The 18,539-nt window shown below is 46.5% G+C and carries 16 protein-coding genes and 1 riboswitch; of the genes, 2 read left to right on the forward strand and 14 right to left on the reverse strand.

Annotated features, from left to right (window positions below):
* Positions 1–20: 20 nt before the first annotated feature.
* The 9 genes from P5G61_RS13765 to P5G61_RS13805 all read right to left on the reverse strand — a co-directional run bounded on the left by P5G61_RS13765 (position 21) and on the right by P5G61_RS13805 (position 9,506).
* Positions 21–1,592: a sigma-70 family RNA polymerase sigma factor gene (locus tag P5G61_RS13765; RefSeq protein ID WP_301247062.1), complete on the reverse strand. Its 1,572-nt coding sequence runs from the start codon at positions 1,590–1,592 to the stop codon at positions 21–23.
* Between the two features lie 215 nt (positions 1,593–1,807).
* A complete protein-coding gene (gene gerQ, locus P5G61_RS13770) occupies positions 1,808–2,329 on the reverse strand; it encodes a spore coat protein GerQ (RefSeq protein ID WP_435874160.1) in 522 nt (173 codons plus the stop codon).
* 18 nt (positions 2,330–2,347) lie between these two features.
* On the reverse strand, positions 2,348–2,770 hold the full coding sequence (locus tag P5G61_RS13775) for a cell wall hydrolase (RefSeq protein ID WP_301247063.1): 423 nt from the start codon (positions 2,768–2,770) through the stop codon (positions 2,348–2,350).
* 158 nt (positions 2,771–2,928) lie between these two features.
* The gene (locus P5G61_RS13780) at positions 2,929–4,614 is read right to left on the reverse strand and encodes a hypothetical protein (protein WP_301247064.1); all 1,686 of its coding nucleotides are present in this window, start codon (positions 4,612–4,614) and stop codon (positions 2,929–2,931) included.
* 204 nt (positions 4,615–4,818) lie between these two features.
* Positions 4,819–5,568, reverse strand: coding sequence for an SDR family NAD(P)-dependent oxidoreductase (locus P5G61_RS13785; protein ID WP_301247065.1), 750 nt, complete (start codon positions 5,566–5,568; stop codon positions 4,819–4,821).
* Positions 5,569–5,752: 184 nt separating this feature from the next.
* The gene (locus P5G61_RS13790; RefSeq protein WP_024632039.1) at positions 5,753–6,145 is read right to left on the reverse strand and encodes a DUF2500 domain-containing protein; all 393 of its coding nucleotides are present in this window, start codon (positions 6,143–6,145) and stop codon (positions 5,753–5,755) included.
* 323 nt (positions 6,146–6,468) lie between these two features.
* Positions 6,469–7,608 carry a collagen-like protein gene (locus P5G61_RS13795; protein WP_301247066.1) on the reverse strand — a complete coding sequence of 380 codons (1,140 nt, stop codon included), beginning with the start codon at positions 7,606–7,608 and terminating at the stop codon, positions 6,469–6,471.
* A gap of 276 nt (positions 7,609–7,884) precedes the next feature.
* Positions 7,885–8,094, reverse strand: a complete 210-nt coding sequence (locus tag P5G61_RS13800) for a hypothetical protein (RefSeq protein WP_301247067.1) — start codon at positions 8,092–8,094, stop codon at positions 7,885–7,887.
* A gap of 134 nt (positions 8,095–8,228) precedes the next feature.
* On the reverse strand, positions 8,229–9,506 hold the full coding sequence (locus P5G61_RS13805) for a VPS10 domain-containing protein (RefSeq protein WP_301247068.1): 1,278 nt from the start codon (positions 9,504–9,506) through the stop codon (positions 8,229–8,231).
* 312 nt (positions 9,507–9,818) lie between these two features.
* Between P5G61_RS13805 and P5G61_RS13810 the strand changes: the two genes are divergently transcribed.
* The gene (locus P5G61_RS13810; protein ID WP_301247228.1) at positions 9,819–10,748 is read left to right on the forward strand and encodes an L-lactate dehydrogenase; all 930 of its coding nucleotides are present in this window, start codon (positions 9,819–9,821) and stop codon (positions 10,746–10,748) included.
* A gap of 309 nt (positions 10,749–11,057) precedes the next feature.
* Here P5G61_RS13810 and P5G61_RS13815 read toward each other — a convergent pair whose 3' ends face one another.
* The 5 genes from P5G61_RS13815 to P5G61_RS13835 form a co-directional block, all read right to left on the reverse strand.
* The gene (locus P5G61_RS13815; RefSeq protein ID WP_301247069.1) at positions 11,058–11,990 is read right to left on the reverse strand and encodes a tyrosine-type recombinase/integrase; all 933 of its coding nucleotides are present in this window, start codon (positions 11,988–11,990) and stop codon (positions 11,058–11,060) included.
* A 27-nt stretch (positions 11,991–12,017) separates the two neighbouring features.
* Positions 12,018–13,091 carry a hypothetical protein gene (locus P5G61_RS13820; protein ID WP_301247070.1) on the reverse strand — a complete coding sequence of 358 codons (1,074 nt, stop codon included), beginning with the start codon at positions 13,089–13,091 and terminating at the stop codon, positions 12,018–12,020.
* A gap of 324 nt (positions 13,092–13,415) precedes the next feature.
* Positions 13,416–14,855, reverse strand: a complete 1,440-nt coding sequence (gene bcaP / locus P5G61_RS13825) for a branched-chain amino acid transporter BcaP (RefSeq protein WP_435874163.1) — start codon at positions 14,853–14,855, stop codon at positions 13,416–13,418.
* A 543-nt stretch (positions 14,856–15,398) separates the two neighbouring features.
* Positions 15,399–16,766, reverse strand: a complete 1,368-nt coding sequence (locus tag P5G61_RS13830) for an amidohydrolase family protein (RefSeq protein ID WP_301247071.1) — start codon at positions 16,764–16,766, stop codon at positions 15,399–15,401.
* A 226-nt stretch (positions 16,767–16,992) separates the two neighbouring features.
* The gene (locus P5G61_RS13835) at positions 16,993–17,553 is read right to left on the reverse strand and encodes a CGNR zinc finger domain-containing protein (RefSeq protein WP_301247072.1); all 561 of its coding nucleotides are present in this window, start codon (positions 17,551–17,553) and stop codon (positions 16,993–16,995) included.
* A gap of 136 nt (positions 17,554–17,689) precedes the next feature.
* Here P5G61_RS13835 and P5G61_RS13840 point away from each other — a divergent pair, with 136 nt between their 5' ends.
* Positions 17,690–18,187, forward strand: a complete 498-nt coding sequence (locus P5G61_RS13840) for a DinB family protein (protein ID WP_301247073.1) — start codon at positions 17,690–17,692, stop codon at positions 18,185–18,187.
* Positions 18,188–18,269: 82 nt separating this feature from the next.
* Positions 18,270–18,422, forward strand: a riboswitch (FMN riboswitch).
* Positions 18,423–18,539 lie beyond the last annotated feature (117 nt).

An 18,539-nucleotide genomic window follows, 5' to 3' on the forward strand; every position in this document is an offset into this window, starting at 1 on the left:
CTTCTACTGCCATCTCACCTCTACAGAATCACTACGGTCTCATTAACGGTGTCCCAGCGCCAAGGCGTGTCATTGCCTTCACCAATCTGAAGACCACCAATCCAGGATTTATCTTTTCTTAATAGCGTCCAATCTGCTTCTCCATTCAGCACCTGAACACCCAGATCGGTCAGAGACAAGACACTGTGACGGAATTCGTCATGCTGCTGCTGAAAGTCAGGAAAGGCTTGTACACCGTTTAATTGAAGTAATGCATGAGGTTCCTCCGTCATTCTCTTCAGATGAGCCCAGTACTCCAGATCACCCATTCCCAGGATATGCAGGTGGTTTCCAACATGCTTGAACAATGGATAAGGGCTGTCTACGCCCTCTCTCACGGCCTCCAGTGTGGATTGCTCAATCACGCCCAGTCCGTTCGATACAGAAGGCAGACGAGACAGGTGAGCCTTGAATGCCGTGTGTGCAAAAGGGAGCACCGATGTGTTTTTCAGCAAGTAGTCCTTATGATCCTGAATGTCAGATGATGCATACGCTGTCCAAAACTCGCTGCCAGCCTGGATTTCCTCTGCCCCCATCACGTGCCAGGTACCTGATAAACGTCCGATCTGTGATGGTGTAAGTTGCCCCAGGCCCCGAAAATGTTCAATATCCGGATAGGCATCGATACATAACAGATTCAGCTTCGTATCCCGTAGATCCTGTTCCTTGAAATAGTGCAGCAAGTACGATAGCATCGCCTGATCATAGAGATCATACTCAAACCACAGAACGATCTCTTTATATTGATGGAATGCTTGTAACGTTTGCTCAAGTTCCTTAATTCTCAAATATTCAGTCTGTGGTATACCCAAGTGCTGCTCCAAATATTGTGCACGCTCGCTTCGAGCCTTCTCATTCCTCATTTCTCTCGTTAACGGTCCAAAAGTATAGAGCTCTCTCCAGACCAGAATCTCACCTTGAATCCCGCTTTGTCTTAATCGATCTGCCGCATGGTCACCATTCATAATGTGAAGCATCCCTTTTCCTCCTTCATATAGATCAGTAAATACTGAAATTACATCCGCCACAGGCAGTGAACGTCTGAGCCTGGACCTGGCATCATACAGCCGTTTTTTTAGCGCCGACACGTTGACCCCGAGGTATTCTGACATTTCCTTGAGTGAATAGCCCTGAAAATAAAACAGTTCAACCGCAAGCTGCATGGAAGATGGCAAAATCGAAATTGATTCTCGCAGGAGACGATGCACCTCTCCTTTCAAAGCCTGTTCTTCAGGATTATGAGCCTGATCCTCTTCCTGGAATAGATCCTGAATTTCCATAACCGGAACGGTGACATGCTGTTTACGCCTCATTTGACGATAACATTGTCTCTCCACAATGACTTTGAACCACCCGGGAAAAGCATCCGGATTGTCCAATTTGGACAGATTGGCAAAGGCCTCTGTGAACGCCTCTTGAACCGCATCTTCGGCCAGGAACATGTCCTCTAATTTTTGATAGGCGACAGCCAGTGCCATACCCCGGAATTTCGTCATCAGCTGTTCGTAAGCCTCGGCTTCCCCCTGAAGTGCTCCATCGATCCAGTTCTTCAATGTGTTTGCTCCTTCCTGTGTACTTGCTGCATGATGTATTTATCTTTAAGTGCCCTGATCTGAGAAAAAGGTTACTTTCGACTTGTTTTTATTTTATTTAAATTTATGTTCTATATCATAATATAGGAAAAGCCGTCCCGTTTGCGGAATAACATCCACATTAGAGACAGCCTGTGTAGGGTCATGTTATATTATGTTTTGTTTTTCGCTGCAGATTAGCGTCTGCTTGGTTGTTGCGGATAGTTCCCGATCACACCTGGATATTGGTACAACAACGGCTCATCAAATGTAGCGTAGTCGAAGTTGACCATCAAAAGCATAATCCGTTTACCATTGTTCGGGTCACTGATAATGATATGGTCACGACCAGCTGCTTCCAGTATGCCTTGGAAAATGCGGGCGTTCCACTCTTTGTTACCTTCGTAAGTCATGTAGAACGTTCCACATTTGCCCAGGTTGAGCCGCAGGATATTTTCGATGTAGGACTGTTCAAACTGCGGTGCAGTTGTTGTTACTACACCACCTGTAGTAGTCATTGGGGCACCGCTGGATACGAGCGGAGGTACGCCGCCTGTGGAGCTAGGTGAGACCATGCCTGGTGTTGGCGACATCATGGGCATACCGTTACCGATTTTATAAGACGTCCCTTGCACTTGCGAATTGGCCTGTTGGCCCATAACTTGCGAATTGGCCTGCTGACCCATAACCTGTGTTTGTTGATAAGGCTGGTTAATCATTGTGATTCCTCCCCAAATTTAATATACGGACGGACAGTCTTCGCCTGTTGGACTAAAGAAACAATGCGCCTTGAAGCGGCCTGTATTTTGCTGGTCATACCAAGTTGGTGGACATTCTCCCACAGGACGGAAAAACCACAGAGAGTTGCTGGCTGGCCAGAAGCGTTCGCCATTAATTACACGCTGCGCCAGGCGTATTTCCGATTGTCTTGCCCGTTGGTAGAAGTACCCTTTTTGCGTGGACTCGAAGCCACCCGGATTCTGAAATACCATTCGATTAATGTCCCGAATATCACCGAAATCCAAGCAATCACCCAGCACCCGGTTTACACCTACATTGCCTACAAGCAGCATGCCTTGTTCGCCGTCACCTTCAGCCTCCGCTCTCATCAGCCTAGCGAGCAGCTTGACGTCTTCCGAGTTGGCTTTAATAACAGCCATATCCAGTTTCCTCCCTTGTTGAACCTCTGCATCACCGTATATCGTATTGTGCAGACGCCCATTCGGTGACACAATTTCACATTTTGCCATAAAAAAAGCCCGGAACCTCACCCTATGTGAAGTCCCGAGACAAAACATTTCCTATATAACCCGCCTATTCAGGGCTTGGCTTGAATCCAGTAATCGTAAGCATGAACGATATTGCCTTTATAGGCTTTATACTCGCTCAACAGATCTGGAAGCAGAGCGAGCTGACGTTCCATTTCCGCTGCTCCCTTATCATAAAATGAAATATGTCTGCCTTCAAAATTCTCTTTCATCTCCACCGAGATCAACAGTGATTTACCCAGAAGGTCCGCGATTTTCATTTCCTGACTAACGACATCCGCAATTCCATTGGAGCCTTCAGCAATGTTACGGAATGCCATTAGAGATACGTGATCCAGTGTTGTGATCATGTATTCACTGACAGACATGTCTTTCCCCGGTAACGGTAACGTATCGAGCCAAACGGCCAGATCGGCACTCGTTTCCAGATCACTGTCCTTTTTCGTCTCATCATGGAAATAAGCAATATTGGCCGCCCATTCGGTCAGCAATGTATCCCGATCATATTCCCATTCAGGTAGGGTGTATGGCTCGATATCAAGATGGATGCCCTTAAAACGTTCATCCGGTTCAGATTCAGCATTATAATTTTTCACATAATCGATCAAGCGCTGTATCCGTGGCCGGTTCTCCTTTTTGCCCCAGATCGGATGGCCACCCATGGCATGGACCTCAATGCCTTGAGCCTGAGCACGTTTCACAAAACTGCGATAACTGGAATACGGTTGATCCAGATCAAGCCTCACGTATAACCAATTAATGTTTTGCGCTTTGGCGAACTCCAGAATGTGGTCTCCCCCGTCATTCGTAACCTGAGAAGCTTGCCAGATGTAGGTTCCCCGAATTTCCGGTTGATTGGTCGGTTTCTCGGGTTCAGGCTGTTCCTCTGGCTCCAGCTGCCCCCAGTACACGATGTCATGCACAGCCGAACCTGCGTAGGAAGCATGATCCGTGAATGCGGAGGCTACCTCCTTTACGACACTCTCCAATTGCGTCGCACCTTTGCCGGCAAACGTTGTGAACTCTTCCCCAGGCATCGGCTTGGTGTTTACCCCAACAGTAATAGAACCATTTCTGGCGTCGGCCCATATCATTTCCTGTTCTACCAAACGTATAATTCCATTGTTTCCTTGCGCACTATCACGATAAGCGAGCAGCGTAATATGATCAAATTGTCCGATAAACCAGTGTGACAATGACTCGTTATCCGCATCATCAGTCGTTCTGCTGCCCGTCACAGTGTAAGAATCCAGCCAAAAAGGCAAGTCAACATTCACTTCAACCGCCCCGGCCTGGTTCACGTTTTCCTGTAATAGCTTCATATTGGCAACCCAGGATTGCACCAGCGGCTTGGCATCTTCTTTCCACTGTGGCAGTACATAGGGCTTGATATCCAGGTGTATGGCGTCAAATCGCTCTTCCGGCTCTGCAGCCAGATTGTAATTGCTCACCCAGGACGCCAGCTTGAGCATCGGACCTTCACGACCACTCACTGCCCATGACGGATCTCCTCCAAGAGCTTCAACTGCAATTCCAGCCTTGCTGGCTTTGGATATAAACGTATGATAGACCTCCTGTGACAGATTCATATCCACATTCACATACAGTCTGTTAATCTTATGTTTAGCTGCATTCTCCAGCAGCTCATTTCCTCCATCACTGACAGACTTGGCCTGCCATACCCAGGCTGCTCGTATATCTGCGTCAGCATCAGCAGTAGATTCAAAGCCTGTCATTATAATCCCTCCAATCAGCAGTAATAGCCAAAACACTTTCCGGGATGAGTTCCCGAACATATTCTCCCTCCATTCCTGTACTGTGGTAAAATCACATTTATTATAGCAACCGAGTTATCAAAAACAAATAAGCCCAAGTGCTTAACTTGGGCTTATTTCTGCTATGTTTTCAAAAGTTTACAATCGACCGAAAAAATCCCGGTACTAGTCCTCATATATCATTTTTCGGGTCATGCCCCCGTCAATAATCAGGTTGGTCCCTGTGACAAAGGTATTGCTCGGATCGGACAAATATAAACAAGCGCGGGAGATATCCGAAGGAACGCCCACTCGTCCTGCCGGGTGTTGTTCATGGTCCTCTGGCTTCAATTTCTCAACATTGCCTGTCTCAATCCATCCCGGACTGATACAATTGACCCGAATTCGGTCCTTGCCCAATGAGACCGCCATCGCATGTGTCAACGCCACGATCGCACCCTTGGACGCAGCATAGGCCTCTGTTTCCGGCTCTGACATAAACGCACGTGTTGAGGCCATATTCACGATTGCCCCACCATTTTCGTTGTGCTTCATATGTTTGGCCGCTTCCCGGCTTGCGAGAAAGCAACTTCGCACATTCGTATTGAGTATATCGTCCCACTCTTCCAACGTTAGCTCATAGGGAGACTTCCATCTGGAAACACCTGCATTGTTGACGAGCACATCAATCTGTTTAAATTCGTCTATTGTAGTTTGAATGAGATTCGTTATATCCTTCTCTTGACGTACATCACACTGGACAAAAATGGCTTCTCCGCCTTCATTGCGAATAGAAGCTGCCGCTGCTGCCCCTTCCGCTTCCTGATAGTCGGCAAGTACGACTTTAGCCCCTGCAACCGCATAGGCCTCAGCCACGCTTCGCCCAATTCCCTGGGCTGCTCCCGTCACAACCACAACTTGATCTGTAAATGACATCATCATTTCCTCCTCTATTGAGATGGTGCTTTCATCATATAAGTTTACATACAACTGACTGATTATGGACCATAAATTGAACAAAGTCTCCTCTTATATAAATACACGTTAGCCCCATTAAGAAACGCTTGTCCGTAAAAGAAATTAAAAAAAGCTTACGCCACTGTGGCGCAAGCCAGCCGGTTTATCCGCGTACACGCTCTGAATACAAACGATTGTAGCGTTCAAAGCCTACATAACGCGTTCCCTTGAAAGAGAGTCGACCTTCATCTCCCTCGGCGCACAAGCCGTACTCATCACCATTCACCTTGAATTCGAGACGATCCCCGCTCTCCACTTCAAAAGTGATGTAATAAAGCGTACGGGCTGTACTTCCTGGTTCGGAGTGCGACTGACTCATCTGTATCCTCCTGCTGGTAATACGTGAAGGTACGGTCAGCAGAGGCTCTGAGTTATTGCGGCCCCATCTCCATACTTCTTTCCCTACCGACAGCAGAACGATACCTATAATCAGGACAAATACTACCGGAAAGACGGTTCCAAAAAAATCAAACATCCAGGATGATTCAATGCCCATGTCTCTCCCCTCCGTTCATCAAACCTAGGACAGCCGGAGTCTTGACCCGTCTTCTGTAATATATATGCGTATGAACAGGGAAATTGTTATCGAGATTGAAATTGACGTGAGATCTGATTAACCTGTAAGCCTTTGTTTAATCCAAATGAGCCAGGTATGTAGCACAGATCATCCCGTTCTACTTTCCTTAAAAATCCAATGTTGGCTCCAACTGAGGTAACAGCCCGATGAATGACCGCTATCTCAGTCAAAGGCTACTGGTGTCATCATTCTGATTGCAGATCTAAGTAGATCCCAGACAAGCAATAAGCTTTTGATTCAATTTAAGCTAATTGTGTGATGACAAGGTGTGCTGATACAGGTCGTGTTCCGCCTGCAAGAGGGGTAATCGTTAATGCCGTTGAATTACCAGCGGGGTTCCGTACGGTCAGGATTGAATTAATAACGGTCGTTTGTACTAAGGCTACCCCTACAATCTGAGACGTTCCTGTTGCTCTCCCAACTACCGTGGGAGCCAGATCAGCTCCATTGAGGGTCAGAATAAGTTGACCGGCTTCAGTTATGCTCACTTGAAACAGCACCTGATAAGTGCCTATTGCTGCTAGATTGAATGAGCTAGGTCCTGTTCGAGTAATTGTTGTTCCGCTCGTAGGGCCATCTTCAGGAAAGCTTACATCCGTACCTGGAGCAACGGTTGCTGCGTTATCTGGAGGCATCAGCGCAAAGAAATCAGCAAATCCCAGAACGCCTCCAGCTGCACCTGTAGCTCCCGCAGCACCCGTGGCTCCGGTGGCACCCGCTGGACCTGCCACTCCTGCAGTACCCGTGGCTCCGGTGGCACCCGCTGGACCTGCCACTCCTGCAGTACCCGTGGCTCCGGTGGCACCCACTGGACCCGCCACTCCTGCAGTACCGGTGACTCCGGTGGCACCCGCTGGACCTGCCACTCCTGCAGCACCCGTGGCTCCGGTGACACCTGCTGGACCTGCAACACCAGCTGTGCCCGTGGCCCCAGTCGCACCAGGAAAGCCTTGCGGTCCAATGGCGCCAACCGGGCCCGGCACACCCTGCGGCCCTTGTGGACCCACAACTCCTTGTTCCCCAGGAATACCCTGCACGCCCATCGGTCCAGCTGGACCCGCCAGCCCCTGTGGACCCATAGCTCCCGCTGGACCAGGTTGACCTCCAGGTCCTTGTGGACCTGGAGGGCCTCCGGCTGGCCCCTGAGCTCCGGTTGGTCCTTGTACCCCTTGCTGACCTTGATTTCCCTGTGCGCCCTGAATACCTTGTGGTCCTGTTGGACCAGTAACCGTAGGCGTAATAATATTTACTTTAGGCGGCGGACATTTTACCCGAACTATTTTTTTACCCACCTTCACTTTGCTTTCTTTTCTTTTAGTTTTACAAGGATATGCCGTTACCCTTTTTCTCTTAGACCGCTTTTTCTCTTCTGAACTGCTCATTGTGTGGACACCTCCCTATAGACATAGTTTAACGTACGTATGTGGTTAGTTTGGTGTATGGACGAAAAACCATATTCAACTAAACTACAACCTATATTTAGGAAAAAGAGGCTATTCACATGGTAGAGATACCCTTATTGCGAACTTCGAAAGCGTAACTCAATCACTGTGTTTATTTAAGATATCAAAAAAAGAAACGTCCCCGTTCGGAGCCGTTCCTTGATGATCTAACTTCAATATTTAGAACACTGCATACTTTACACTCTTCCTATAAGCCTAAGCGTACATCAGGTCCATGAAACCTCTAGTTACTTCTCCACCCTCAACCTGCTCCGTTTCGTTAGCCTGTGCATATTTTGCCATGCAGGCTTTGACTTCTTCCTCGGTTGTACAACGGTTGGCATCATCACATGTGTAGCATAATTGGAGCATGTATCTGGTTAACTCGTCCGCCTGCGTGAATTGAGCTTGTTCATTCGTTCTCATGTTCATCACTCCCATCTCTTCTTGAATTCAATATAACATCATTTGAAGGGATTTATTGTGATTTAATTCACAAAGTAAATAAAATGAAAAGAAACCCGCAGGTTCCTCTTCAATAGGCGTTAATTTCAACGCAATTATAGTACTTTCCAACGTACTCCACCGTCCATTGTTTGTAGCAACAGTGATCTTTTGGCATCCGTATTTTCGACCAAAATCCAGCCTAGTTTCGAAGAAACCATCTGAAGCTTGACGATCTCCGGATAGTCTTCGAGAATCTTTTCCAACACTTCACTTACAGGAAGCGCCTTCCAGTTTTTACCTGAATCTTTGGTGTGATATGTCTTGCCTTTCTGCATGACCCAGCCTTCCAAGGGATTCAGAAATGTAGGAGTGAGACCACGATTGATTCCGGTTTGTTTATTCAGACTGAAACTTGATAATTGCCAGCTCTCTCCGCCATTGGTGGTGAAAAATCCGTTGAATTTGGTGCTTTCCCCCTGAGAACAGGATATCGACATCCAGGCTGTCTGGGCTTCCCGTCCAAAAAATTGCGGCGAGCTAATGTTAAAATTACCACACCCGTTAAATTTGTTTCGGTCAAAGAACGACGGTCCCGCTTTCCAGTGTTGGCCACCGTCAGCTGTAACATACAATTTCGGTGTACCGAACTCCAGAGCAGTCAAGAACCCGTGATCCGAGTCCGAGAAAGTCATACCTGTCGTATAACCCCGTGTAGGAATCTCTGCAGATGCTGGTTTGCCGTCCTCGTCACTCGACGACATCTGATTCCAGGTAATACCGCCATCTTCGGTAACATACAATTTCTTGTCTTGCTTGCCAATGGAAGTATCCACAGTGGTCAGTATCCAGCCTTTTTCAGGAGATACAAATGTGATGGCAGTCACCTTATCTGTCTTCGACAAGGAGGAAAGGCTCCAGCTAGCTCCTCCGTTGTTGGTCCGAAGAACCATCGTATCTGTTCCGCCCATGCCTTCACGAACAATCCATCCATGTGTACTGTCTACAAAATAAATGCTTTGTCCATATTGCGGGTTAGCCGGAAACTGTACGTTTTCGGAAGGTGAGATGTTGGTCCAGGTACTTCCCTGATCCTGAGTATAATACAGACGCAGGGCGTTCCGTGTCACTCCCCATGCTAATCCACCATTCCCGTTAAGCAGCTGGAAATCGGTTAAACGGGTCTGAATTTGATATTTGGCTGTATCCGCAGATTGTGTACTGTTTGCGGGGGGAACAACAGTTAATGTCTGGCCCATATTCCCGTTATCCTCTTGCTCCTGCGGTGGCTCTGCCACTGGGGGCTGTCCCGAATCGGTGCAAGCAGCCAGCAGAGCAGCTATACCGATAGACAGCAGTGCTGTCTGCGCGATTTTGATCCATTGCGAACGCAAGTGGTTTCCACCTCTCTCAAACAATAAGCAGGCGCGCATGCCTGTCCATTCATGTTGTTTTTACGATTCATCTGAATCCACTGCTCCTATTCTACCACAAACGATGTCGAAAAGGCTCATCTCCACTCTCTCGAAGGTGAAAGCAATCTTTTGGCTGCACCTGCTTCTTCTGCGGAACGCTAACCAGGTTTTCGACGAAATCTTCCGCAAATAGACATGAAATGTGAGAAGGTTTATAGACACGGCTCGCTTTTCACACGCTTATCCCTTAATATGGATGGAAGTATACCCCAAAAAGGAGAGGATATGAAAATGGTAAACAGTGCAGCGCTCAAACCAAGTCGTGTCGTTATTGTAGGCATGGGTGCGGTGGGAACAACAACGGGATACACGCTGATGTTAAGACAGCGTTCGTCCGAGTTGGTATTTGTGGATGTGAATCATGATAAGGCGACCGGCGAAATGCTGGATATGAACCACGGACTCCCATTTACCGGAGGCGTAAAAGTATGGGCAGGCGATTACTCGGACTGCAAAGACGCAGACATCATTATTATTACTGCGGGTGCTTCCCAAAAACCAGGAGAAACTCGAATTGACCTGTTGAAGAAAAATGCAAGCATTTTCAAAGAGATCATTGAACGTATTACCGAGGTTAATTCCCATGGTATTCTGTTGATCGCAACGAATCCTGTAGACATTTTGTCCTATACCTCGTGGAAACAAAGCGGTTGGCCTGCTTCTCGCGTAATTGGTTCTGGTACGTTACTGGACAGTGCACGCTTCCGTTATCTGATTGGTAAAAACAAAGGCATTGATCCACGCAGCATTCACGCTCATATTATCGGGGAGCATGGCGATTCCGAAGTGCCGGTATGGAGCCTCGCTAACGTTGCAGGAACCGACCTGGAGCTGGATGAAGAAACACAGCAGGATATCTTTGACCGGACCAAAAATGCGGCGTATGAGATTATTAATGCCAAAGGAGCTACTTCCTATGCAATTGCGCTCGCTTTGGACCGTATCGTGGCTGCTATTCTGAGCAACGAAGGCTCCGTACTGAACGTTTCCACATTACTGGAAGATTATAATGGTGTATCCGATGTATATCTGGGCGTTCCATGTGTAGTTGATCGCAATGGCGTGCGTGAGATTCTGCCACTTCCATTAAATGAGACGGAGAAAGTCGCTTTCCAGGCCTCCGCGAACAAATTAAAGGAACAGATTGCCGGACTGGAATAAATCAGGCTTCTGACTGATCGCGTTATTGTATAATGAGCACCTAACATAAGGTGTATAACTAAAGAACCACTTGTATCTTCCTTGGCTTCCTTGTGAGGATTCGAGTGGTTCATTGGTCATGTAGTAACCTTGATTTCACATTTTAGTTTACATAATAATTATTCTGTTAATAAAAAAACAAATTCGTTTCGTAATTATTGTTCATTTCTCACACTTCCATTAAATGTATTATTACTTCTCTACACCAAAATGAAAAAAACCTGTCACGTGGACAGGCTTCTCTTGCTTCTTATAAACGAAGCATACCTTTTACATTTCAGCCACAAATGCAGGAAGTTTGACATCCAGCAAGGCCATCGCTTGCTCCTTCTCGCGGCTGGTTACATGAGTATATACCGTAGTGGTCTGAATGGAGGAATGTCCCAGCAGCTCCTGCACCGTTCGCAGGTCTGCTCCGCGTCTAAGCATCATGGTCGCGAATGAGTGACGCAGTTTGTGACTGGAATAGTTTATACGCTGATTGGAGGCGGATTCCTGCTGAAAACGTTCAAAGGTTTCAGTTGATATGAGCTGAATACTGCGAATCGACAACCGTTTCCCTTTTTGCGAGACGAACAATGCCTCTTCCTTCGCCCTCCACGGATCCAGACGCTCCTGAAGAGCTTGGGATAACAGTTCAGCAACCGTCTCAGGCACCGGGAGTGTACGCCATTTCCGGCCCTTACCGAACACATCCAGCGTACGCCGTTCCACATTATAGTCTTTGCAATTCAAGGCATGTACCTCTCCGACCCGCAATCCCATATATCCCATTAACAGAAAAATAGCCAGGTTTCGTGTACGGTACTTTCCCTCGACCGATTGCAAAAATCGTTCCAAACCGTTTTCGTCAAGAAAGACGGGGGCACGGTTTTGCTCGGTTTTGGACTTCTTGATCCCGAAAGCGGGGTTATTGGTCACCAATTCAAGTTCAATTAATGATTTATAAAAACAGTTCACAGCTGCGTGTTTCCGATTCCGCGTCGAATCACTCACCCCGCGTTCCCGTGCTCGGGACAAAAAGGATAACACATGAAGCTTTTTAACCTGTTCCAGTGACTTTCCATTAATAGAGACGAGAAATTCAGCAACGTCACCTGTGTATGATTTTACCGTATGTTCCGTGTAACCTGCATCTTTCATCCATATGTGAAAAGCTTCAAGCTCATCGGCGTATTGCTCCTGAATCTCTTCGGTCAACATCTATGTTCGTCACCACACTTCTATTTATTAGTCTACAATTACGACATCGATTAGTGGGATAATCGCCTCGGGCTGTCCTTTACTACGAGTGAGTACAAATGAAGGCAATGGATTTTCATGCAGTCCATTCACGGATTCACAGATCTGAACATACAGATCCATACGCAGCGTCTCTCCTTCACCCGCAACCTCGATTACAGGCCATTCTTTCTTTGAACAGGATGACCAATCAGCCAATTCGTTCACGGGCACGATGCTTAATTGTTTACTTTCGGGATGCACACGGTATATTCCCGTGGTCTGAGGTTCATCACCCAGCTTGTCTATCGAAAGTTTGGCTCTGGAATCTTCATCCGGGGCCGAAAAAATTGAATAACACCATGGCGTAACTCCCCAGACAATCGCCATTAGACCTTCTTCCAGCAAGGTGTCCGAAAGGTCGCCCTCACCGAATTGTTCAATCAGATTATGGTTTCCAGATCCGATCAGCTCTTCTACACGCTTCTCCATACGAGGCAGATCTGCGAGAATGAAGCCACCACTTCCGTAGGAGTCAAATATATGATTCTCCCGTGTCCATACAGCTTCCGGTGCTGTACTCATCTGCACAGCTTCAGCTGGAAACAGACAGATCGCTACGGTTACGACCTGAGCATATTTCACCATGACATGCTGTTCAGGCTCCAGTTCTCCCTCTGCAATACGTGGTGTTTTGATGTGCAAGGAAATTCGCAGTTCGTATTCTCCTTCTGCAAAATCAGCCCAATTCAATATGATCGGATGATCTATTCCTTCAATAGGAGCGAGTGAACATGTACTGTTTGGTCCCAAGACAACCGTATATTGTACAAACCCCAGCTCTTCTCCATATACGATAATGGCATCTTTTCGATCCAGCGGTGTATCCATATGTTGCGCTACAACCGACACTTTGCGTCCATCCTTCAAACGGCGCTGCGGATCAATTTCCAACTGAAATTCGTTCTTGTCTTCTGGATGTGAAATGATTAGCTTTGTTTCAGCAAGCACGGATGAGTCAGCCAAAGCAAAGCCGAAATTCGAATTTCGGTGATACTGATTGATATGTAATGGTGTGTCCATGATACATCCCCTCTCCTATGTCTGATGGCATGTCACACCCCCAAATATATGTCATATTTGCCCTGACCGCAACCCTGTTTCCGCTGACAATGACAGATCTATCACGTATTAGACACCCATAGCTCTCCCTATCCATCCCTGCTTTTTTTCGTAATGCATGAACTGCTCTTACAAAAAAAGCCCCATACCACGTCGCTTTGGCGACGCAGCATGAGACTAATTAGCTGACTACATTTAAATATAAACCTGGTTTTGTAAATAAATTTAATAACTCATCACGATGCCTCCCACGATGTTTCTACGATGTGGCTTAAGCTATGACTTCTACTTTCTTTTTGTTATTTTGAACGTGTCCGAAATTCGCCGTGCCGGATTCAAGTGACTGTGATGGCGACCATAGGCAAAGTAAATGATTAAACCAATCATTAACCAGCCAAAGAACGTAATCCAGGTCAGAGCCGCAAGACGTGTCATGAGATACATACAGCCAACAGCGCTCAGAATAGGGATCAGTGGAACGAGAGGCACACGGAATCCTCTTTTCAGTTCCGGGTTGTTTTTACGCAGCACGATAATGCCCAGACTCACAACCGCGAACGCAAACAGTGTTCCAATGTTGGTTAACTCCGCCAGGTGGCCAAGTGAGATGAAACCCGAGAATAAAGCGACGATGATCCCAGCAACCCAAGTTCCCATAGCAGGCGTTTGGCTTTTGCCACTGACTTTGGAGAATACCGGAGACAACAGACCGTCCCGTGACATGGAATAAAGCAAACGTGTCTGACCATACATCATAACAAGTAATACAGTGGTAATCCCTGTAATGGCCCCAAGTGAAACAATCCATGACAATCCTTTCAATTGTACAAATTCAAAGGCAAAGGCAACCGGATCACTCACATTCAGCATGTGATAAGGTACAATCCCTGTCAGAATCAAAGATACAACAATGTAGAGAACGGTACAGATCGCAAGGGACGCGATAATACCAATGGGCAAGTCCCGTTGTGGACGTTTCACTTCTTCAGCGGCTGTAGAGACAGCATCGAAACCGATATAAGCAAAAAATACCGTTGCCGCCCCTGCGGTTACCCCTGACATTCCAAACGGAAGGAACGGCTGCCAGTTATCCGGCTCCACATAGAATACACCCACACCAATAAAGATCAACACCACGATAATTTTAATCGCCACCATGATTCCATTGGCACGTGCAGCCTCTTTTACGCCTCGGGTGAGCAGGAATGTAATGATTAACGTAATCATCGCTGCGGTGATGTCAAAATAGGTTCCCTTTTCCGGATTAAATGCACTGGTGAGCGCATGGGGTAATTCCAATCCGAATCCGGACAATAACGTTTGAAAATATCCTGACCAACCGCTGGCCACAGCCGCACTCGCAAATCCATACTCCAGAATAAGATCCCATCCGAGAATCCAGGCAATGACTTCACCAAAAGCGGTGTAGCTATATGTATACGCACTTCCCGAAGCAGGCACACTGGATGCGAACTCGGAGTAACACAATGCAGCGAAGGCGCAGATTATACCTGCCAGCAGAAAAGACAGTACCAAACCAGGACCTGCATATGTTGCAGCAGCAACACCTGTTAATACAAAAATTCCCGTACCGATAATCGCACCTACCCCAAGAGTCATCAGATCTAAGGGGCCCAGTACCCTTTTCAACATGTTTCTTTCGTTATCACCGGTGGCAATCGGCTTTTTTCTAAATAGGGAAGATCGATTCTGGTTTTGATTCATACACAGTTTCCTCTCGTATTGAAAATGATAAAATGTGTCTCTTTACTTCAGATATTTTTGTTGGGTTCATCTGTTCTATGAAAAAGTCGTTTGTTCTATCTTAACGACCAACTATAAAAAACTATTGATTTCTACACTTTGTCGCGTTGCTTTGTTAAATTAATTTTAAATCATAGTATATTTTGTGCGTTACAGACGAAATTTATCATGATCTGTTGGACAGGGATGAATAGGAAAATCGATTTAAAAGAAAACTGCGTATAATTTATATTATACGCAGTTTTTTTAGGGTTCTTTTCTCAGTCTTATTATTGTTTGTTCGTTGTTAGATGTACTGATGCAAATGAAGGATCTTTTCGCCTTATTCCGCTGTCCTTTCCTAGCTAACTTTGCGTGGTTTACAATAAAACGCAAGTTAAAGAGCCGCATATTCCCTATGCGGCCCTTCGATTGAAACGCTATCAGATCTATTAGACAGATGAGAACATCTACTCTTTTCATTCCGTAAGAGAATTTCTCTTTCATTCACATGGGACACCAAACTTATGAAAATACAATTCGCTCTGCATCCGACATCCGATATTGAGATAGCAAATATTCCTTGCTTGCCAAAGCCTTTCGACGGACCTCATTCAGATCGACATACAGCAGCTTACCTTCGCGCTTCACCAACCGACCTGCTACAAACACAGTATCCACATTGGATGGATTGGCAAATTGAACGACGGCTCCAACCGGATCATGCACCGGGAACAGGTTAAGGTCTGTGGTTCGGATCATAATCAGATCGGCTTCTTTACCTGGAGTAAGCGTGCCAATCTTCCGCTCCAGTCCCAGAGCCTTCGCCCCGGCAGAAGTTGCAAATCTCAGAACCTGACTGGATTGCAGATTAAGCTCACCAGGCATTTCACCCTGCAGTAAAAGCTGTTCATTCCCCCTGGAACGCTCTGCTTGAAGAGCAAATTTCATCTGGGAGAACATATCCCCACCCGTTGATGTTACAACATCGACACCAAGCGTTGGCGTTCCTCCATTTTCAAGAAAGTAACCCGTTGCCGGATACCCATGCCCCATCATCATTTCCACTTCCGGTGTGACGGACAGTGAGGCACCGCTATCGGCCAGCATTTTATACTCATCCGTATCCATCGTATTTCCGTGTACAACGTTCAGACTCGGACTCAGTAAACCAGCTTCATACATTTTACTTATCGAACGATCTACAGATCCCCAGCTTCCAAAGCCAACATGCATCGAACATATCGCATCCAGCTCTTGGGCAAGCTGAATTTCCTTCACCGTGGTATCCCAATGGCTGAACTCTGGACCACGAATGGCAAGACCGAACGTCAGTAACTGATCCTGTGAAGAGAAATACTGTTCCTTGACCCTTCTCACATCATTCGAATAGGTTAGGTGGCTCTCTCTGTTCCAGTAGGGTGTCTCACCGGGTACGCCATGAGCGAAAACCGCCCGAATACCTGCATCCTGAAGTCCGTGAATCAGCTCATCCGTGTGCTCTGTTGAATAGGGCATACTCCAGTCAAGCAACGTGGTTACGCCTGCATTAAGCGCTTCCAAAGAACCCAACAAATTGGCGATATAGCCGTCTTGTGGGCGGAGTTTGCTTCCCATTGCCCCATAGTAGAGGTTTTGCAGATAGACCGGCAATGACCAGTTGGTTCCCGCTGTTTTTACGAGCGACTCCCACACATGCCGGTGCGTATCAACAAGTCCGGGAAGTATGATCATCTCCGATGCATCTATCACTTCCGCTTCCATACAACTCAGATCGGGCTGGATGGCAGTAATAAGAGAATCCTCAATTAGCACATCCGCCCTCTTATACTGCCCTACCGACGAATCCATAGACAATACACAACCGTTTTTCAGTAGATAACTTGTCCCCACAAGACACATCTCCAATCATTGTTTTTTGTTGGATATACGCTTGAATCCCGGATGTTGATCTCTGACTGAATGAATGACTAACTGAATAATCTACTAAATTATTTTAAGTACATATACATTATATAGCAGTAAATGGAAACATGCAATTTTGAATTCAAAGAAATCCCTTCGAATAATTCCCTGTCTACAGCAAAGTTCAGCAAATAACACATTCTATACATATACCTTACTCTTTCTGCTGATCCACCTTCCGTTTTGCCCGAAATCTTCTAACTTTCATCAGGTTACCGCACATCTTGTCATCACAATATCTCTGGGTCCGACTGCGCGTATCATCATAAAAAAACCATCGGCAGTCCGAATTATCACAGATTCGAATCCTTCCTGCATCCCCTTCAACCACTGTGACGGCAAAATCAGCTGCGACCTCAGCCATAACCTGCTGCCAATGAAATTTTACAGGAACCAGCGAAAGTTTCAGTCCCTCTTCTCCAGAGTACAGCTTTCTGGTAACCTCACCTTCTCCCATCACGGCATTAAGCCATTCCCGGTCCTTGTCCGATAATGGGTTTCCAGCAGATAAACGAGTTGCAAGAGCCTGCAATTCGCCTCTGAAGCTTCTCAGAGTCCCCTCTTCTTCGGAAGAAGCAGGTATAGGCGCGTTCAGTTGCCATTGTTTAATGAATGCTTCCTGCCATTCGGTTTTGCCAAGCCTGTCCTCCGAACGATCTCCGCCACGCCAGTCATGATAATCACTGTTCACAAAATCAGTCCATAGTCTATCCATAGTACCTCCGCTAAAATGTAACCATTTAAAATCAAAAAGATAGTTACATTCATTCAAGTTTAGGTTATATTAATTGTAACCACTTTTAAGAAGTTTAGCTAGTTACCATGAATTCATTTTAGGGAGGAAAAAATTAATGACTACCTCAGCAACAGAACTATTGCTTATTCAGAAAGATGACACCTGGGACCAATGTAATTGGATTGTGCCCTTATCCAAGGCGCTCGATGGACTGACTGCCGAACAGGCAGCCTGGGTTCCATCAACCGGTGGATCAAGCATCTGGCAGTTGGTTAACCATATGTATTATTACAATTTTCGTTTGTTGAGTCGCATTCAGGGCACACCTCCTTCCGCTACACCTGCCGAAAACAATGAATCTACCTTCGGAGACTCCGGGGACCCTTCCGACACCGCTGGCTGGAGTACGCTTATGCAAAATACAACACAATTAGCCGAGCAGCTTCGTGATCAGCTCGCTTCATTAGAGGATTCCGACCTCGAAGCCCCTTACATGGATACGAATGAAAAATGGGCACATGAACTTGCCCGCTGGATACTTCACGATGCCTATCATGCAGGTCAGATTGTATTACTACGCAGACAACAAGGAAGCTGGAATATCATATTCTAAAAAAACACTTGAACTGCTAGCGCTTACAGGAATAAGATGAACTTATTAATGTTACAGCTTGTTCAATACACATATAATTGAATAGGATCTTCGGGGTAGGGTGCAATTCCCAACCGGCGGTGATGTTCTTCGGAACCAGCCCGCGACTCGCTGTTTGACTCAACTTAGGTCATTCAGCGACTGACTTGGTGTGACTCCAAGGCCGACGGTACAGTCCGGATGAGAGAAGATCAACACATTGGCATGCCTTTACGGATAGGCTTCTTTCCGTATGACATGTCAATGATTGAGCCCCCGTTTATTTGGTGTATACCAAAACGGGGGCTTTTGTCGATTTTGCCAACTGAAGATT

The sequence above is a fragment of the Paenibacillus vandeheii genome (genome assembly GCF_030433635.1).
In the GTDB taxonomy this organism is placed as follows: Bacteria; Bacillota; Bacilli; order Paenibacillales; family Paenibacillaceae; genus Paenibacillus; species Paenibacillus vandeheii.

Coding starts and splice junctions, on each gene's coding strand:
- gerQ (WP_435874160.1), bottom strand. CDS start 2,329: ATGATTAACCAGCCTTATCAACAAACACAGGTTATGGGTCAGCAGGCC.
- P5G61_RS13775 (WP_301247063.1), bottom strand. CDS start 2,770: ATGGCTGTTATTAAAGCCAACTCGGAAGACGTCAAGCTGCTCGCTAGG.
- P5G61_RS13780 (WP_301247064.1), bottom strand. CDS start 4,614: ATGACAGGCTTTGAATCTACTGCTGATGCTGACGCAGATATACGAGCA.
- P5G61_RS13785 (WP_301247065.1), bottom strand. CDS start 5,568: ATGTCATTTACAGATCAAGTTGTGGTTGTGACGGGAGCAGCCCAGGGA.
- P5G61_RS13790 (WP_024632039.1), bottom strand. CDS start 6,145: ATGGGCATTGAATCATCCTGGATGTTTGATTTTTTTGGAACCGTCTTT.
- P5G61_RS13795 (WP_301247066.1), bottom strand. CDS start 7,608: ATGAGCAGTTCAGAAGAGAAAAAGCGGTCTAAGAGAAAAAGGGTAACG.
- P5G61_RS13800 (WP_301247067.1), bottom strand. CDS start 8,094: ATGAGAACGAATGAACAAGCTCAATTCACGCAGGCGGACGAGTTAACC.
- P5G61_RS13810 (WP_301247228.1), top strand. CDS start 9,819: ATGGTAAACAGTGCAGCGCTCAAACCAAGTCGTGTCGTTATTGTAGGC.
- P5G61_RS13815 (WP_301247069.1), bottom strand. CDS start 11,990: ATGTTGACCGAAGAGATTCAGGAGCAATACGCCGATGAGCTTGAAGCT.
- P5G61_RS13820 (WP_301247070.1), bottom strand. CDS start 13,091: ATGGACACACCATTACATATCAATCAGTATCACCGAAATTCGAATTTC.
- bcaP (WP_435874163.1), bottom strand. CDS start 14,855: ATGAATCAAAACCAGAATCGATCTTCCCTATTTAGAAAAAAGCCGATT.
- P5G61_RS13835 (WP_301247072.1), bottom strand. CDS start 17,553: ATGGATAGACTATGGACTGATTTTGTGAACAGTGATTATCATGACTGG.
- P5G61_RS13840 (WP_301247073.1), top strand. CDS start 17,690: ATGACTACCTCAGCAACAGAACTATTGCTTATTCAGAAAGATGACACC.